We start from the raw sequence: 15,249 nt of genomic DNA on the forward strand, positions 1-15,249 counted from the left end.
TTCGGCGTTTTTCCCTCTCCTCCACCTGGGAGGAGAGGGCTAGGGAGCGGAGGTTGCCCGCGGCATTCGCGCTCGTGGTCCCACCCCCCTCGCCCCTCCTCCCACGTGGAGGAGGGGGATTGAGACGGAATGGACGGGGACCCCCTACCCGAACTGGCGCAGGTGTTCGGCGGCCAGGCGGGCGTAGTTCTGGGCGCTGTAGGGGATGTAGTCGCGCTCTTCCTGGGTCAGCGCGCGCATCTTCTTGGCCGGGCTGCCGCTCCACAGTTCGCCCGAGGGCACGCGCTTGCGCGGCGTCAGCAGCGCGCCGGCGGCGACCATCGCCCCGCCCTCGACCACGGCCTCGTCCATGATCGTGGTGTTCATGCCGACGAAGCCGCCGCTCTCGATCCGGCAAGCGTGAATCAGCGCCATATGGCCGATCGTGACGTCGTCGCCGATGTGGGTCGGCGTGCCGCCGCCGGTCTCGAGGTAGCTGCCGGTCGGGTCGTGATTGACGTGCACCACCGTGCCATCCTGGACGTTGGTGCGGGCGCCGATCCGGATCCGGTTGACGTCGCCGCGCACCACGCAGCCGTACCAGATCGAACTGCCCGGCCCGATCTCAACGTCGCCGATGATCACGGCGGTCTCGGCGACAAAGACGTCGTCGGCGATCTTCGGCGTGATGCCGTTGAAGCTCAGGATATGACCGGTCATGGCACGTCTCGCTGTTGGCTGGGTTACGGGAACAGCGGCTGCTGGCCCAGGCCGGCGGTCTCGGGCAGGCCGGTCATCAGGTTCATGTTCTGGATCGCCTGGCCGCTGGAGCCCTTCACCAGGTTGTCGATCGCGCAGATCACGATCGCACGCCCCGGAATCCGGTCGGCGAACACGTTCATCACCGCGTAGTTGGAGCCGCGGACGTTGCGCGTCGCCGGGCTTTCGCCGGGTTCCAGCACGCGCACGAACGGCTCGCGGGCGTAGCGCTCGGCGAGCTGCGCGCGCAGGCTGTCGGCGCTTTCGCCCCGGGCGAGCCGGACGTAGCAGCTGACCAGCTCGCCGCGGTTCATCGGCATCAGGTGCGGGGTGAACGAGACCTGCACCGGCTGCCCGCCGGCGGCGCGGCCGATCTCCTGCTCGATCTCCGGCGCGTGGCGGTGGCTGGCGATCCCGTAGGGATGGATGCCCTCGCCGACCTCGGCGAACAGCAGCTGTTGGGCGACCTTGCGCCCGGCGCCGGTGACGCCCGACTTGGCGTCGATCACGAGATCGCCGGCGTCGATCTGCCCGGCCTGAACGATCGGCACCAGCGCGAGCAGCGCGGCCGTGGGATAGCAGCCTGGACAGGCGACCAGCCGCGCCCCCTGCACGGCTTCGCGGTTCAGCTCGGTCAAGCCGTAGACGGCCTGCTCCTGCAGCCGCAGCGCGCGGTGGTCGTGGCCGTACCATTGGGCGTAGACGTCGGGATCGCGAAGCCGGAAGTCGGCGGACAGGTCGACCACCTTCAGGCGGTCCGGCATCTGCGCCACGATTTCCTGCGTGGTGCCGTGCGGCAGGCCGCAGAACGCGACGTCCAGGGCCGACCAGTCGGCGTCCTGCCACTTCACCAGGTCCGGCAGATCGAGCCCGCCCAGATGCGGGTAGACCGCGCGCATCCGCTGGCCGGCCTGCTGGTTGGCGGTCAGCACGCGGATCTCGGCGTTGGGATGCGCCGCCAGCAGGCGCACCAGGTCCGCGCCGGTGTACCCGCTCGCCCCGAGGACGCCGATCTTCAGTCTGTCCTGCGCGCTCATGCCTGCCCCGTTACCGCTTGCCTGGGATGCCGCTGCCTCTGATCGCTGGTGCGGCCCAGGTTCTAGCGCACCGCGGCGCCGGCGGCAAAGGGCGGCGGTCTTAATGCGGCGGCCCCGACCGGCTAAGCCCGCGGCTCAAGCGAGGTCGAAGTGCGCCACGACAGGGGCGTGGTCGCTTTCCGGGTACTTGGAATCGTAGGCGTAACCGACGCTTTCGTCGTGCAGCAGTTCGTTGTGCACCTGGGTGTCGCGGTAGCAGGCGATCATCGGCCGGCTGACCAGGATGTGGTCGATCATCGCGCCGCGCCCATGGTGGTACAGCGTGAAGCGCTTGCTGTCCGGCACGGTGCGTTCGCAGGCGACCATCACCTGGCCCAGCAGGTCCGGGTTCCCGTGATCCTCCACCTCGCCGCGGATCGCGCGCACGGGCACGGACTCGATATCGGCGTTGAGGTCGCCGCAGACCGCGATCCAGGCGTCCTCGCCGTCGGCCTCGGCGGCCTCGAACAACTGGTCGAGCAGGGCGCGCACCTCGATTGCCTGACCGACCCGCTTGATCGAGGAGATGTAGAAGCCTTCCGCCCAGCCGCGCGCCGTCTTCCAGCGGTACCAGGTCTCCTGCTGGCCGGGCACGGCCGTGGGCAGCTTGGACTTCAGGTGCAGGTTGATCACGTCCATCTGCCGGCCGCCGCCGGCGACCGCGCTCAGGTCCAGGCGCGCCCGCAGGACCGGGCGTTCCCAGCTGTAGTCGCGCGTCTCCGGGCGGTTGCCGGCGTCGTCGACGGCCGTGATCGGCCGCCAGCGCGGGGCCGGCGTCAGGTCGTTCAGGTACTGCTGCTGCGCCACGACCGGGTACCGGCTGAGCGTGACCAGATTGCGCCGGTAAGCGGCCCCGTTGGCCGGGTCGCCGGTCTTCCAGGTCGCCGCGCGGTGGAAGGCGGCGTAGTCGGTCCCCTCGACCAGCCGGTCGAGCGCTTCCAGGCGCCAGGGCCCACTGTCGCCGTCGCGGTGGCCGTGGATCTCCTGCAGGCATAGCACGTCGGCGTCGAGCCGCTGCAGCGCCGGGCGGAGCACCGCGATCCGCGCGTCGAGCGTGGGGTCGCGATCGTCGTCCGGCTCGACCGCCAGGTTTTCCAGGTTGAAGGTGGCAATCCGCAAGGTCGCCATGGCGTCATCCCTCCCGGTTCCGATCGTATGCGCCGCCGCTACGCGCGACGGCGGGATCAGGATATCGGAAGATCGCGCCACGGCTGCATCAAACCTTGATGACATCCGCGCACACCGAAAACGCCCCGCCGCGGAAGTGCGCGGCGGGGCGTTTCGTCGTTCGCGCGTGCGCCTGCGGCTCTGGAAAGCCGTTAGCGCTTGGAGAACTGGAAGCTGCGGCGCGCCTTCTTGCGGCCGTACTTCTTGCGCTCGACCTTGCGGTCGTCGCGGGTCAGGTAGCCGCCCTGCTTGAGCACCGGACGCAGCGCCGGCTCGTAGCGTGTGAGGGCCTTGGACAGGCCGTGGCTGACCGCGCCGGCCTGGCCGGTCAGGCCGCCGCCGGTGACGGTGATGTAGGCGTCGAACTGGTTGTCGCGCCCGGCCGCCGCCATCGGCTGCATCACCATCATGCGCAGCACCGGGCGCACGAAGTAGGCGCCCAGGTCCGCGCCGTTGACGGTGATCTTGCCGCTGCCCGGCTTGATCCAGCAGCGGGCGACCGATTCCTTGCGCTTGCCGGTGGCGTACGACCGGCCCTGCGCGTCGATCTGCGGGTCCGGCAGCGGCGCGTCGCTCTCGCCGGTGGCCGCACCGGTGGCCGCGCCGCTCAGCTCGGAGAAGTCGCTCAGGGTCTGTTCTTCTTCCTGCGCCATCGGGTTTACGCGCTCCTACGGTTCTTCGGGTTCATCGACCCGATGTCGAGCTGCTGCGGCTGCTGGGCCTCGTGGGGATGCTCCGGCCCGGCGTAGACGCGCAGGTTCTTCAGTTGCTGGGTGCCCAGCTTGCTCTTCGGCAGCATCCGCTCGACCGCCTTGTAGATCACCCGTTCCGGATACTGGCCGGACAGGATCTGGTCGGCCGTCCGGGACTTGATGCCGCCCGGATGGTTGGTGTGCCAATAATAGGTCTTCTGGGTGCGCTTCTTGCCGGTCATGCGCACCTTGTCGGCGTTGACGACGATGACGTTGTCGCCGCAGTCGACGTGCGGGGTGAAGGTCGGCTTGTTCTTGCCCCGCAGGATCATCGCGACGTTGGCGGCGAGCCGCCCGAGCACGACGTCCTGAGCGTCGACCACGTGCCACGTCTTCTCGACGTCGGCCGGCTTGGCGTTGTAGGTCTTCATGATCGTGAATCGCCCGTGGCCAATGGTGGGTGTTCTGGTGTCGAGGCGCCGCGCGGCCGGGTGGCATGACGGGTCGGTACCCGGCGGCCGGCGCGGCGTGACTGGGCGCGGGTTGTAGGCGCGCACCGACCGTCTGTCAACACGAAGAAACGCGGGATCGGCCCAAGAACCGTCCAAAACCAGGGCTTTAGAAAAGCGGTACTCGGTTACCCCAGTTTTAGCCGTCCCGGTCCGGGGGGATCGAGTAGGTCGAGGTGACGTGCGCAACCGGGCCGTCGTCCTCCGCCCCCTCGGCGTACAGGAACACCTCCCCGTAGGCGAGCCGGCGGCCGACCTTGATCATCCGGCAGTCGGCCAGGATCGCGGCCGGCTGCGGCCGGCGCAGGAAGTTGATCGACAGGTTGGTGGTGACCGCGAGTTCGACCCGGCCGATCGCGGACAGGACGCCGACGTACATGGCATAGTCCGCCAAGCCCATCATCGCGGGCCCGCTGATCGTGCCGCCGGGGCGCAGGTGCTCGTCGCGGTGCGGCAGGCGCACCCGGCAGCTCCCCTCCTGAATCGCCTGCACGCTCATGCCCATGGCGCGCACCCAGGGCAGCTGCGTGTCGATCAGGTGCTGCAGGTCGGTCTCTGAAATCCGGCTCATCGCTTGGCGTTCCTCCCCTGAGCGGTCTTATGGCATGCTGCTGGCGGAGCGGGGAAGCGGGTGGCCCGCACGCCCGCCATCCAGAACACCGGGGAAGGACCGCATCATGCCCGACGACAGCCAGCCAGTCGCCGCCAATCAGGACGACGCGCTCGTCCTGCGTCAGGACACGGGCGCGATCGCCCGGGTCACGCTGAACCGGCCCAAGGCGTACAATTCGCTGTCGCTCGAGATGATGCGTGTATTGACGGCGACGCTGCAGGAAATCGGCCAGGATCAGGCGATCCGCTGCGTCGTGATCGAGGGGGCCGGCAAGGGCTTCTGCGCCGGTCACGACCTCAAGGAGCTGCGCAGCCGCACCGACCGCGCGTTCTACGAGGAGGTGTTCGAGACCTGCTGCCAGCTGATGAGCACGATCACCCGCCTGCCCCAGCCGGTGATCGCCAAGGTCCACGGCATCGCCACCGCCGCCGGCTGCCAGCTGGTCGCGACCTGCGACCTGGCGCTGGCGGACGACGCGGCGCGCCTGTCGACGCCGGGCGTCAACATCGGCCTGTTCTGCTCCACCCCGATGGTCGCCCTGTCGCGCAACGTGCCGCGCAAGCGCGCCATGGAGATGCTGCTGACCGGGGAGATGGTGAGCGCGCCGGTCGCCGCGGAGTGGGGCCTGATCAACCAGGCGGTCGACCACGCGGGCCTGGAAGCCGCGGTGATGAGTTACGCCGAGGCGGTCGCCTCGAAATCGCCGCACGTGCTCAAGATCGGCAAGCGCGCATTCTACCAACAGCTCGACCAGTCGCTCGACGAAGCCTATCGCCACACCGCCCAGGTGATGACCGAGAACATGCTGGCCCGCGACGCCGCCGAGGGGATCGACGCCTTCCTGGAAAAGCGCGAACCGCAGTGGACCGGCGAGTAGCCAGCGCGCCCGGCGCTTCGGGTCAGTGCCGGCGGGCGGTCGCGGTGATCTCGACGCGGCAGCCGCCGACCAGCCGCGAGACCTCCACACAGGTGCGCGCGGGGAACTGGCCGTCCGGGAAGAACGCGGCGTAAGCGCTGTCGAACGCCGGCATTTCGTCCAGGTCGGTCAGGTGCGCGGTTACCCGGACGATCTGGCCGAGCGACAGCTCCAGCCGGGTCAGCAGCCGCTCCAGCCCGGCCATCACCGCGCGCGTCTCCGCCGCGACGTCGCCGATCGCCGCGGCCGCGTCCGGCAGGTCTGCCGCGACCAGGCCGCTGACGAAGACGTAGCGGTCGTCGATCACCGCGTGGCTGAGCGGCGTCTCGCCCGTATCGAGGCCGGTGTCGCGCAGATGCTCCATGACGCGCTGCAGTATGCCACGCACGCACCGGCGCTGGAAGCTTGTGCGCGCCGCAATCTTGTGTGCGCGGGCCTGCACGGCTATCTCTCCGGCCATGACCCTGAGCCCGAAGCAGACCCAAGCCACCGTCCACACGCCCGTCCACGTGATCGGCGGCGGGCTCGCCGGCAGCGAGGCCGCCTGGCAGCTCGCCAACCGCGGCGTGCCGGTGATCCTGCACGAGATGCGCCCCGAGCGGCAGACCGACGCGCACCAGACCGAGGGACTGGCGGAGCTGGTCTGCTCCAACTCCTTCCGCTCCGACAACCCGGAGACCAACGCGATCGGCCTGCTGCACGAGGAGATGCGCCGCTGCGGCAGCCTGATCCTGGCGGCCGGCGACCAGGCGCGCCTGCCGGCCGGCGGCGCGCTGGCGGTCGACCGGCACGTGTTCTCCGACAGCGTGACCCAGGCGGTGAGCGACCATCCCTTGATCGAGGTCCGCCGCGAGGCGATCGACGCGCTGCCGCCGGAAGACTGGGATAGCGTGATCGTCGCCACCGGCCCGCTGACCGCGCCCGGCTTGGCGATGGCGGTCCAGGAACTGTCGGGCGCGGACTACCTGGCGTTCTTCGACGCGATCGCGCCGATCGTCTACAAGGACACGATCGACTTCGACAAGGCGTGGTTCCAGTCGCGCTACGACAAGGACGGCAACGACGGCGCCAAGCACGCGCAGGGTCAGGGCGACTACATCAACTGCCCGTTCGATCAGGCGGAGTACGAGCGCTTCATCGACGCGCTCCTGGCGGCGGAGACCACCAAGTTCCAGACCTGGGAACAGGACACCCCCTATTTCGAGGGCTGCCTGCCGGTCGAGATCATGGCCGCGCGCGGGCGCGAGACGCTGCGCTTCGGGCCGATGAAGCCCGTGGGCCTGACCGATCCGCGCACCGGCGAGCGGCCCTACGCCGTCCTGCAGCTGCGCCAGGACAACGCGCTCGGCACGCTTTACAACCTGGTCGGCTTCCAGACCAAGATCCGCTACAAGCAGCAGAAGGAGATCTTCCGCCTGATCCCCGGTCTGGAGGAGGCGGAGTTCGCGCGCCTGGGCGGCCTGCACCGCAACACCTTCATCAACTCGCCGCAGGTGCTGGACGCCCGGCTGTGCCTGAAGGCGGTGCCGCGGCTGCGCTTCGCCGGCCAGATCACCGGCGTGGAGGGCTATATCGAAAGCGCCTCGATCGGGCTGATGGCCGGGCGCTTCGCCGCGGCGGAGCGGCTGGGCGAGCCGCACAGCCCGCCGCCGGAGACGACCGCGCTGGGCGCGCTCCTCAACCACATCACCGGCGGCGGCGATCCCGCGACCTTCCAGCCGATGAACATCAACTTCGGCCTGCTGCCGGAAATCCAGCCGCCCGCGGGCCAGAAGAAGATCAAGCGCAAGGAAAAGAAGCCGATGCTGTCCCGGCGCGCGCTGGAGGACCTGGACGGCTGGCTGGCAAGCGATCCGGCGCGGGTCGCGGCGGAGTAAGACCGTTGCGGGTGCAAGGCGCACCCGTCAGGCATGCTTCGAGACGCGATCCTTTGGATCGCTCCTCAGCATGAAGTCGTTGGTTTTAAAACATTATCACCTTCATGCTGAGCAGGCCCGTCAGGGCCGTGTCGAAGCACGTCTGACGGCCATATTGCCCGCGCCCGTACACCCTAAAACCGCCCGCGCACACTCGCCCACAAGAGGCGCCACGGCCGCCCCGGCGGCGGGGTCTGGACCTTGGGCGCGAAGACGTCGTGGTCGTGCGCGGCGAGCAGGCGCAGGTAGCGGCGCGTCAGCGTCGCCGGCAGTAGCGCCGGCACGGCCGCGCGCGGCGGCTTGGCGGCCTTCGCCTTGGCCAGGTGGTCGCCGGCCCGCTCCGCCATGTCCCGCACCACCGGGCGAACCTCTTGGGGCTGGCGCAGTTCGAACAGGTCGTGCGGGTCCAGGCCGTGGGTCCAGGCCAGGTTGCCCGGCAGCATCATCCGCCGCTGGGTGGCGTGGAACGGGACCGCGCGCGCCAGTCCGACCAACGCGTGCGCGATCCCGGCGTGCCGTGCGGCGGTTCGGCTGGCGTCGTCGCGCGCGCCCAGCACTTCGCAGGCCAGTTCGACCAGCGTGCCGGAAGTGTCGGTGGCGTAGCCCTCCAATTCCTCCAGGGTGGCTGGCGGATCGGTGTCCAGGTCGCGTTCGCGCGCGTCCAGCAGGCGTTCGAACAGATCGCGGGTCAGCGCGTGCCGGCGCACCGCCGCAGACAGCGGCACGGCGACCTGGTGCTTGCGCGGCTCGCCGCTGTACAGGCCGTCGAGCCCCTCGCGCCACCACTGGATCCGGATCTGCCCCGCCATCGGCTCGGTCACCACTTCTGCGACCTTGGCGATCTCCAGGTTGAACGCGTAGAGGGCGAACAGGTCCTCGCGCGCCCCGCTCGGGGCGAACAGACAGGTCAGGAACCGGTCGTGGTCGTTGGCGCGGATCTGCTCGGCGCAGAAGGAGAGCTGGTCGGTATCGGACATGACGGACCGCCAGATAGCCGACGCAGCGGCCCGCGCCAAGGCCGGCCGGCACCGGGGCGGCTGCCTAGATTCCGGTTCCGGCCGGTTAACAAGCGTGCTGTCCTGCCTAAATAGGGAATAGCGGCGGCCGCCAACGTCTCTATTCCGGCGTCCGTCTTCCACGCGCCAAACGACATAAGCTTGAGGAGGGAGACACGCGCGATGGCTTTCCAGCTACCCGACCTGCCCTACGCCAAGGACGCGCTCGAGCCGTATATGTCCGCCGAGACGCTCGAGTTCCACCACGACAAGCACCACAACGCCTACGTCACCACGCTGAACAGCCTGATCGAGGGCACCGACCTCGAGACCGAGAGCCTGGAGAACATCGTCAAGAAGACCTACAAGGACGAGTCCCGAGGCAAGATCTTCAACCAGGCCTCGCAGCACTGGAACCACGACCTGTTCTGGCCGTCGATGAAGCCGGGCGGCGGCACCAAGCTGCCGAGCGAGCTGGACAAGGCGATCAACGACGCCTTCGGCGGCTGGGATCAGTTCCGCGAGACGTTCGTGAACACCAGCGTCGGCCAGTTCGGCTCCGGCTGGGGCTGGCTGGTCCAGGACGGCAGCGGCCAGTTGAAGATCTACGGCACGCCCAACGGCGTGAACCCGCTGTGCTTCGGCGACCACGCCCTGCTCGGCTGCGACGTCTGGGAGCACAGCTACTACCTGGACTACCGCAACCGCCGGCCGGACTACGTGAAGGCCTTCCTCGACAACCTGGTCGACTGGGAGACCGTCGCCAGCCGCATGAAATAAACGGCCGCGCCGACGCGGTTCCAGCGCGTGCAAGGGCCGTCCTGTCAGGCAGGGCGGCCCTTTTATTTTACGATTCAATTGCTTGCGCGTATCAGCTGATCCTATTCAGCCGGCCCCGCACAGCAAGGCAACGGGTCCCCTCTCCTCTTCTTGGGAGGAGAGGGACAGGGTGAGGAGGTAGCCCGCGGTCGTGCAGTTCAGCGGTGTTCCAACCTCTCAAGCCGTGCAGAGCCACCTAACCCTGGCCCTCTCCCACTACAGAGACTTGTGCACGCCTCGCTGGGCGCCCGTGTGGGGTCCTTCGACACGGACACCTGCGGTGTCCTACCCAGGATGAAGGTTTTGGTTTTTCAATGAGATATATACCACTTCATGCTGAGTAGCCGGCCGCAGGCCGGCGTGTCGAAGCACGCCGCACGGCCGCTCATGCCCGCATACCTAGGTCGCCCCGCTACCCACCACCTTCCGGCAGTTGCGCGACGTCCGGGCTGCCGTCTTGGACGAGCGCGCTGACCGGGACCAGGGCGATGTCCTTGTCGCGCAAAGTCGGCAGCCAGGCGCGCAGCGCCTGGATCGTTTCGTCGTAGGGGTGACCGATCGCGATGGCGCTGCCGGTTTCGCGCGCGATCCGTTCCGCCTTGGCGAGCTGGGCGCGGATCGCGGCCACGTCGCGGTTATTGTCCAGGAAGACGTCCCGGGTGGCGTGCGCCACCCCCATTTCGGCGGCGAGCGGGCCGGCGACGCTGCCGGCGATCGTCCGGCTGTCCAGGAACATCAGCCCGCGCCGCTTCAGCTCGGCCAGCACGGTGCGCATGCCCTCGGCGTCGCGCGTGAACGCGCTGCCCATGTGGTTGTTGATCCCGACGTAGCCGTCGAAGCGCGACAGCCCCCAGTCCAGCCGGGCCAACAGCTCGCTGCGGTCGAGCTCGCCGTGCAGCACCTTCGGCCCTGGATCGGTGGTGTCGTCGCTCGGCTGCATGGGCATGTGGACCAACAGCTCGTGGCCCGCCTGGCGCGCCGCGCGGGTCAGCTCGCCCGGATTGGGCGCATAGGTCATGAACGCAAGCGTCAGCGGGCCCGGCAGCGCGACCGTCGCGCGCGCGTTCGGCCGGTTCAGACCCAGGTCGTCGATCACCACCGCGATCTTCGCGACCCCCGGGCCCGGCGCCGGATAGGCCGCCGCGTTGCGCCGCCAGGCCGGCAGCCCGGCCGGTTCGGCGGGCGGCGGCGCGGCCGCGGCTTGCCGCCGGCCGTCGTCGACGATCCGGTCGGTGATCTCGAGCGCATGCGTCAGGTCGCCCGGCATCGCCGGCGCGGCGCTGGCAGGCGCGGCTTCGGCGGCCGTGCCGTCCGGGGCGGCTTCCGCCGGCTCCGGCGCTTGCGCATAGCCGCTGGTCGGAACCTTGGCAAGGGAGTTGGGTTCTTGGCGGTCGAGGTCCGAACCGGTTTGAACGTTGGGCGTCGGGGTCTGGACGTCGGGCGCGGTGCGCTCGGCGACCTGCGCCGGCTCGGATCCGCCGCCGAGCAGTAGGCCCGCCGTCGTGCCGATCGCCGCCCCGGCGACGAACACGCCGAGCGCCCCGGCGATCAACTGCCGGGTGGTGTAGCCGATCGGCCCGACCTTGCGGGCCTGGCGGGCCATGGCGCGTTGGCGGGCGCGGCTGGTTTCGGACATCGGGCGCGGTCGGGTCGGATCGGGGCGAGTCGGCTTGAACGTCCGCCCAACCTAACACATCGCCCTTCCGGGCCGTTAACCGTCGGCGCCGGAGCGCTCCACCCGCGCGCGCCCCGATCCACCGTCCGCCTGCGCGGGCTCCCCGGCGAGGTCGGCCAGGATCGGACAGTCCGGCCGGTGGTCGCCGTGGCAGCGGCCGATCAGGTGCTCCAGCGTGTCGCGCATCGACTGCAGCTCGGCCATCCGTCGGTCGATCTCGTCCAGGTGCCGTCGGGCGACCGCCTTGACGTCGCCGCTCGCCCGCGCGCGGTCCTGCCACAAGGCCAACAGCGCGCCGACCTGCTTGACCGAAAAGCCGAGGTTGCGGGCGCGCTGGATGAACCGCAGCGTCTGCAGCTCCCGGTCGCCGTAGATCCGGTAGCCGGCCGCGCTGCGCTCCGCGGGCCGGATCAGGCCGATGCTCTCGTAATAGCGAATCGTCTTGGCCGGCACGCCGGAGCGCTTGGCCACCTCGCCGATGTTCATGCCGCCGGTCGTCATGCCTTGGCCTCCTTGGCCGGGACGGCCGCGGCGGGTTCGGGCGCGGCGCGCCCGGCGACCCGGCCGTGCCGGCGCAGCAGCAGCGAGTTGGTCGCCACCGAGACGCTGGACATCGCCATCGCCGCGCCCGCGATCATCGGGCTCAGTAGCCCCGCCGCCGCGACCGGGATCGCCACGGTGTTATAGGCGAACGCCCAGAACAGGTTCTGCCGGATCTTGGCATAGGTCGCGCGCGACAGGTGGATCGCCTCCGCGACCAGCCGGGGGTCGCCGCGCATCAACGCGATCCCGGCGGTCTGGAGCGCCACGTCCGTGCCTCCGCCCATCGCGATGCCGACGTCGGCGGCGGCCAAGGCCGGGGCGTCGTTGACCCCGTCGCCAACCATGGCGATCACGTGGCCCTGCTGGCGCAGGCGCTCGATCTCCCGCTCCTTGTCCGCGGGCAGCACCTCCGCGATCACCCGGTCGATGCCGAGCTGGCCGGCGACCGCTTGCGCCGCCCGGCGGTTGTCGCCGGACAACAGCGTGACCTCGATCCCTTCGGCTTGCAGCGCGTCGATGGCGGCCTCGACGCCGGGCTTGAGCGCGTCGCCCAGGCCGATCGCGCCCAGCAGCCGCGGGGAATCGCCCAGTTCGCCGACGTAGACGATCGACCAGCCCTGGCCTTCGAAGCTGTCCGCCGTGTCCTGAGCGGCCGAGGTGTCGACCCCATGCTCCCCCATCAGCCGGGCGGACCCGACCGCCAGCCGCCGGCCGTCGACGGTGGCGAGCACGCCCTTGCCGGCGACGTTCCGGAAGTCGTCCGGCGTGGCCAGGCTGATCCCGCGGTCCTGGCCGTAGGCCACGATCGCCTCCGCCAGCGGGTGCGAACTGCCCTGCTGCACGCTCGCGACCAGGCGCAACAGGTCGTTCTCATGCGTGCCGCCCAGGGGACGGGCATCGCGCACCTCCGGCCTGCCCTCGGTCAGGGTGCCGGTCTTGTCGAACACGACCGTGGTGACCGCGCGCGCCTGCTCCAGCGCCGCGGCGTCCTTGATCAGCACGCCGCGCCGGGCGGCCAGACCGGTGCCGACCATGATCGCCGTCGGGGTCGCCAGGCCGAGCGCGCAGGGGCACGCGATCACCAGCACGGCGACGGCGTAGATCAGCGCGGTCTCCAGGCTGGCGCCGGCCAGCACCCAGCCGACACAGGTCGCGACCGCGACCGCGACGACGGCCGGCACGAACACGCTTGCCACCCGGTCGACCAGCCGCTGCACCGGCGGCTTCGACGCCTGGGCCGTCTGCACCAGGTCGATGATCCGGGCGAGCGTGGATTGTTGGCCGACCGCGGTCGCCGCGATCCGGAGCAGGCCGTCGCCGTTGATCGACCCGCCGATCACCGCCTCGCCAGGCGCCTTGGCGACCGGCAGGCTCTCGCCGGTCACCAGGCTTTCGTCCGCCTGGCTTTCGCCCGTCAGCACCGTGCCGTCGACCGGGATGCGCTCGCCCGGCCGCACCAGCGCGACGTCGCCCCGCACGACCTGGTCGGCCGGCACGGCCACCGTTTCGCCGTCGCGCTCGACGCGCGCCTGCTCGGGGCGCAGGCGCATCAGCGCCTGCACGGCCGCGCCCGCGCTGCGGGTCGCCCGGTCCTCCAGCATCCGGCCCAGCAGCACCAGCGTGATCACGGCCGCCGCGGCCTCGAAGTAGAGCTGCCCGGCGCCGCCCCAGCCGAGCCATTCGCCGACCGGCGCCACGGCGACGTGGTACAGGCTGAGCCCGAAGGCCGCCGTGGTGCCCAGCGCGACCAGCGTGTCCATATTGCCGGAAAAGCGCTTCAGCGCCGGCCAGGCGGCCTTGTAGAAGCGGGCGCCGGCGAAGATCTGCACCGGTGCTGCCAGCGCCAGCTGCACCAGCGGCGGCAGATGCCCCGGCAGGCCGACCAGGCCGAAGCCCATCTGCGCCACCAGCGGCAGGGTCAGCATCGCGGAGACGGCGAACAGCGCCCACTCCCGGCGTGCCTTGGCGTGCGCGCCCGCGGCCTCGGCATCGCTGTCGGCCGGCTCGGTGGGCCGCGCGCCGTAGCCGGCGTCCTTCACCGCCTGCGCCAGGCGGTCCGGCTCGACCTTCTGGCTCAGGCGCACGCGCGCCTGCTTGTTGGCCAGGTTCACGCTCGCCCCGGCGACCCCCGGCACACGGTTGAGCGCCCGTTCCACCGTGGAGACGCAGGAGGCGCAGGTCATGCCCTCGATCGTCAGGTCGCAGACCGCGCCCTGCTCGGTTTCCGTGCCCGCTGGTTGGGCCTCGGCGGAACCGGGTCCAGCGGCTGGCTCGGACGCCGTCTCCTCCGTCGGCTGCGGCGCTGAATGGTCCGCGTTTCCAGAGGCTTGCGGCGTCACGCGAAAGCCGGCGCGCGCCACCGCGGCGGCCAACTCGGCCGCCTGCGGCCCGCCGTCGGCCGGGGTGACCGTCGCCAGACCGCGGGCGTCATCGACCTCCGCCGCCGCGACGGTGTCGAGCGCTTCCAGCTCGCGCCGCACCTCGGCAGCGCAGCCGCCGCAGGACATGCCGAACACCGGCAGGTCGATCTTCGCCGAGCCGGGCCGCTGAGCCAGCTTGGCGGTATAGCCAGCCGCGTGCACCGCCGCCAGCAGGTCCTCCGGCGCTGGAGCCGCGCCGGGCGCCGGGGTTACCTCGGCCCGGCCGGCGGCATGGTCGACGTCGGCCGCGCGGACGCCGTCGACGGCTTCCAAGTGGCGGCGTGTCTTTGCCGCGCAGCCGCCGCAGGACAGGCCGGCGATCTCCAGGACGATGGTGTCTCGTTCGGTTGCGTGGGCAGTTTCGGCCATGGCGCTTTCGGCCCCTCGTTCAGGTCGTCTGCCTCAGCAAATGGTCCTTCCAGTCACTGGAAGGTCAAGGGCAACTGGTGACGATCCTCGGGCTTGCTTCCGTGCCCGGGTTCCTGCTGCTATAAGGCGGCCGTTCCCGGCGCCGCCGCCGGAACCTCAACGCCGGGCGATAAGTCACTGACATGTTTCTGCTGATCGATAACTACGACAGCTTCACCTACAATCTCTACCACTACCTCGGCGAACTCGGCGCGGAGGTCGAGGTGGTGCGCAACGACGCGCTGACGGCCGACGAGGCGCTGGCCCGGCACCCCCAGGGGATCGTGATCTCCCCCGGGCCGTGCGACCCGGACCGCGCGGGCATCTGCCTGGAGCTGATCGACAAGGCCAAGGACAGCCTGCCGATTCTGGGCGTCTGCCTCGGACATCAGGCGATCGGTCAGGTTTTCGGCGGCAAGATCGGCCGCGCGACCGTGCCCATGCACGGCAAGGTGAGCGAGATCCGGCACACGCAGGGCGGTGTGTTCCGCGACCTGCCCAGCCCGATGCAGGCGACCCGCTACCACTCCCTGATCGTCGACCGCGACGGCTGGCCGGAGCAGACGCTGGAGGTGGTCGCGGAGGCCGACGACGGCGTGGTCATGGGCTGCCGGCATCGCAGCCGGCCGATCCACGGCGTGCAGTTCCATCCGGAAAGCATCGCCAGCGAGCACGGCCACCACCTGCTCCGCAACTTCCTGGCCGAGGCGGGCCACAACGGTTAGACCGCCCGGGCGAAACCGTCTCGACCTGCCGACACGA

The 15,249-nt window shown here is 70.2% G+C and carries 15 protein-coding genes; 4 read left to right on the plus strand and 11 right to left on the minus strand.

Going from position 1 to position 15,249, the window contains the following annotated elements; all coding sequences use genetic code 11:
* Positions 1 to 144 precede the first annotated feature (144 nt).
* From CKO28_RS14150 to CKO28_RS14175, 6 genes are all read right to left on the minus strand, one after another.
* Positions 145 to 699: a gamma carbonic anhydrase family protein gene (locus tag CKO28_RS14150; RefSeq protein ID WP_200341444.1), complete on the minus strand. Its 555-nt coding sequence runs from the start codon at positions 697 to 699 to the stop codon at positions 145 to 147.
* Between the two features lie 23 nt (positions 700 to 722).
* Positions 723 to 1,775: an N-acetyl-gamma-glutamyl-phosphate reductase gene (gene argC, locus CKO28_RS14155; RefSeq protein WP_200341445.1), complete on the minus strand. Its 1,053-nt coding sequence runs from the start codon at positions 1,773 to 1,775 to the stop codon at positions 723 to 725.
* A gap of 135 nt (positions 1,776 to 1,910) precedes the next feature.
* Positions 1,911 to 2,942, minus strand: coding sequence for an endonuclease/exonuclease/phosphatase family protein (locus tag CKO28_RS14160; RefSeq protein ID WP_200341446.1), 1,032 nt, complete (start codon positions 2,940 to 2,942; stop codon positions 1,911 to 1,913).
* A gap of 191 nt (positions 2,943 to 3,133) precedes the next feature.
* Entirely contained in the window at positions 3,134 to 3,634 is a 501-nt protein-coding gene (gene rpsI / locus CKO28_RS14165; protein WP_200341447.1) for a 30S ribosomal protein S9, read from the minus strand.
* 5 nt (positions 3,635 to 3,639) lie between these two features.
* A complete protein-coding gene (gene rplM / locus CKO28_RS14170; protein WP_200341448.1) occupies positions 3,640 to 4,104 on the minus strand; it encodes a 50S ribosomal protein L13 in 465 nt (154 codons plus the stop codon).
* Between the two features lie 217 nt (positions 4,105 to 4,321).
* Complete coding sequence (locus CKO28_RS14175; RefSeq protein WP_200341449.1) at positions 4,322 to 4,753, minus strand: PaaI family thioesterase; 432 nt, start codon at positions 4,751 to 4,753, stop codon at positions 4,322 to 4,324.
* 106 nt (positions 4,754 to 4,859) lie between these two features.
* Between CKO28_RS14175 and CKO28_RS14180 the strand changes: the two genes are divergently transcribed.
* Positions 4,860 to 5,672: an enoyl-CoA hydratase gene (locus CKO28_RS14180; RefSeq protein WP_200341450.1), complete on the plus strand. Its 813-nt coding sequence runs from the start codon at positions 4,860 to 4,862 to the stop codon at positions 5,670 to 5,672.
* 22 nt (positions 5,673 to 5,694) lie between these two features.
* Here the strand turns inward: CKO28_RS14180 and CKO28_RS14185 are convergent, their stop codons facing one another.
* A complete protein-coding gene (locus CKO28_RS14185) occupies positions 5,695 to 6,153 on the minus strand; it encodes a Rid family hydrolase (RefSeq protein ID WP_200341451.1) in 459 nt (152 codons plus the stop codon).
* Positions 6,154 to 6,169: 16 nt separating this feature from the next.
* On the opposite strand from CKO28_RS14185, the gene trmFO reads away from it, so the two are divergent.
* Positions 6,170 to 7,588 carry a methylenetetrahydrofolate--tRNA-(uracil(54)-C(5))-methyltransferase (FADH(2)-oxidizing) TrmFO gene (trmFO, locus tag CKO28_RS14190; RefSeq protein WP_200341452.1) on the plus strand — a complete coding sequence of 473 codons (1,419 nt, stop codon included), beginning with the start codon at positions 6,170 to 6,172 and terminating at the stop codon, positions 7,586 to 7,588.
* 173 nt (positions 7,589 to 7,761) lie between these two features.
* Here trmFO and CKO28_RS14195 read toward each other — a convergent pair whose 3' ends face one another.
* Positions 7,762 to 8,604, minus strand: coding sequence for a phytoene/squalene synthase family protein (locus CKO28_RS14195; protein ID WP_200341453.1), 843 nt, complete (start codon positions 8,602 to 8,604; stop codon positions 7,762 to 7,764).
* Positions 8,605 to 8,805: 201 nt separating this feature from the next.
* On the opposite strand from CKO28_RS14195, the gene CKO28_RS14200 reads away from it, so the two are divergent.
* Positions 8,806 to 9,402, plus strand: a complete 597-nt coding sequence (locus CKO28_RS14200; protein ID WP_200341454.1) for a superoxide dismutase — start codon at positions 8,806 to 8,808, stop codon at positions 9,400 to 9,402.
* Positions 9,403 to 9,853: 451 nt separating this feature from the next.
* On the opposite strand, the gene CKO28_RS14205 is transcribed toward CKO28_RS14200, so the two are convergent.
* From CKO28_RS14205 to CKO28_RS14215, 3 genes are all read right to left on the minus strand, one after another.
* Positions 9,854 to 11,077 carry a divergent polysaccharide deacetylase family protein gene (locus CKO28_RS14205; protein ID WP_200341455.1) on the minus strand — a complete coding sequence of 408 codons (1,224 nt, stop codon included), beginning with the start codon at positions 11,075 to 11,077 and terminating at the stop codon, positions 9,854 to 9,856.
* A gap of 75 nt (positions 11,078 to 11,152) precedes the next feature.
* On the minus strand, positions 11,153 to 11,617 hold the full coding sequence (gene cueR, locus CKO28_RS14210) for a Cu(I)-responsive transcriptional regulator (protein ID WP_437127631.1): 465 nt from the start codon (positions 11,615 to 11,617) through the stop codon (positions 11,153 to 11,155).
* Complete coding sequence (locus CKO28_RS14215; RefSeq protein ID WP_200341456.1) at positions 11,614 to 14,448, minus strand: heavy metal translocating P-type ATPase; 2,835 nt, start codon at positions 14,446 to 14,448, stop codon at positions 11,614 to 11,616. Before CKO28_RS14215 ends, cueR begins: the two co-directional genes overlap by 4 nt.
* Positions 14,449 to 14,630: 182 nt before the next feature.
* On the opposite strand from CKO28_RS14215, the gene CKO28_RS14220 reads away from it, so the two are divergent.
* Entirely contained in the window at positions 14,631 to 15,212 is a 582-nt protein-coding gene (locus CKO28_RS14220) for an anthranilate synthase component II (RefSeq protein ID WP_200341457.1), read from the plus strand.
* The last annotated feature ends 37 nt before the right edge of the window (positions 15,213 to 15,249 follow it).

The organism is Rhodovibrio sodomensis, from assembly GCF_016583645.1.
In the GTDB taxonomy this organism is placed as follows: Bacteria; Pseudomonadota; Alphaproteobacteria; order Kiloniellales; family Rhodovibrionaceae; genus Rhodovibrio; species Rhodovibrio sodomensis.

Bases quoted from the DNA above. Each gene is read 5' to 3' on its own strand.
- CKO28_RS14150 (WP_200341444.1), bottom strand. From the start codon at position 699: ATGACCGGTCATATCCTGAGCTTCAACGGCATCACGCCGAAGATCGCC.
- argC (WP_200341445.1), bottom strand. From the start codon at position 1,775: ATGAGCGCGCAGGACAGACTGAAGATCGGCGTCCTCGGGGCGAGCGGG.
- CKO28_RS14160 (WP_200341446.1), bottom strand. From the start codon at position 2,942: ATGGCGACCTTGCGGATTGCCACCTTCAACCTGGAAAACCTGGCGGTC.
- rpsI (WP_200341447.1), bottom strand. From the start codon at position 3,634: ATGGCGCAGGAAGAAGAACAGACCCTGAGCGACTTCTCCGAGCTGAGC.
- rplM (WP_200341448.1), bottom strand. From the start codon at position 4,104: ATGAAGACCTACAACGCCAAGCCGGCCGACGTCGAGAAGACGTGGCAC.
- CKO28_RS14175 (WP_200341449.1), bottom strand. From the start codon at position 4,753: ATGAGCCGGATTTCAGAGACCGACCTGCAGCACCTGATCGACACGCAG.
- CKO28_RS14180 (WP_200341450.1), top strand. From the start codon at position 4,860: ATGCCCGACGACAGCCAGCCAGTCGCCGCCAATCAGGACGACGCGCTC.
- trmFO (WP_200341452.1), top strand. From the start codon at position 6,170: ATGACCCTGAGCCCGAAGCAGACCCAAGCCACCGTCCACACGCCCGTC.
- CKO28_RS14195 (WP_200341453.1), bottom strand. From the start codon at position 8,604: ATGTCCGATACCGACCAGCTCTCCTTCTGCGCCGAGCAGATCCGCGCC.
- CKO28_RS14200 (WP_200341454.1), top strand. From the start codon at position 8,806: ATGGCTTTCCAGCTACCCGACCTGCCCTACGCCAAGGACGCGCTCGAG.
- CKO28_RS14205 (WP_200341455.1), bottom strand. From the start codon at position 11,077: ATGTCCGAAACCAGCCGCGCCCGCCAACGCGCCATGGCCCGCCAGGCC.
- cueR (WP_437127631.1), bottom strand. From the start codon at position 11,617: ATGACGACCGGCGGCATGAACATCGGCGAGGTGGCCAAGCGCTCCGGC.
- CKO28_RS14215 (WP_200341456.1), bottom strand. From the start codon at position 14,448: ATGGCCGAAACTGCCCACGCAACCGAACGAGACACCATCGTCCTGGAG.
- CKO28_RS14220 (WP_200341457.1), top strand. From the start codon at position 14,631: ATGTTTCTGCTGATCGATAACTACGACAGCTTCACCTACAATCTCTAC.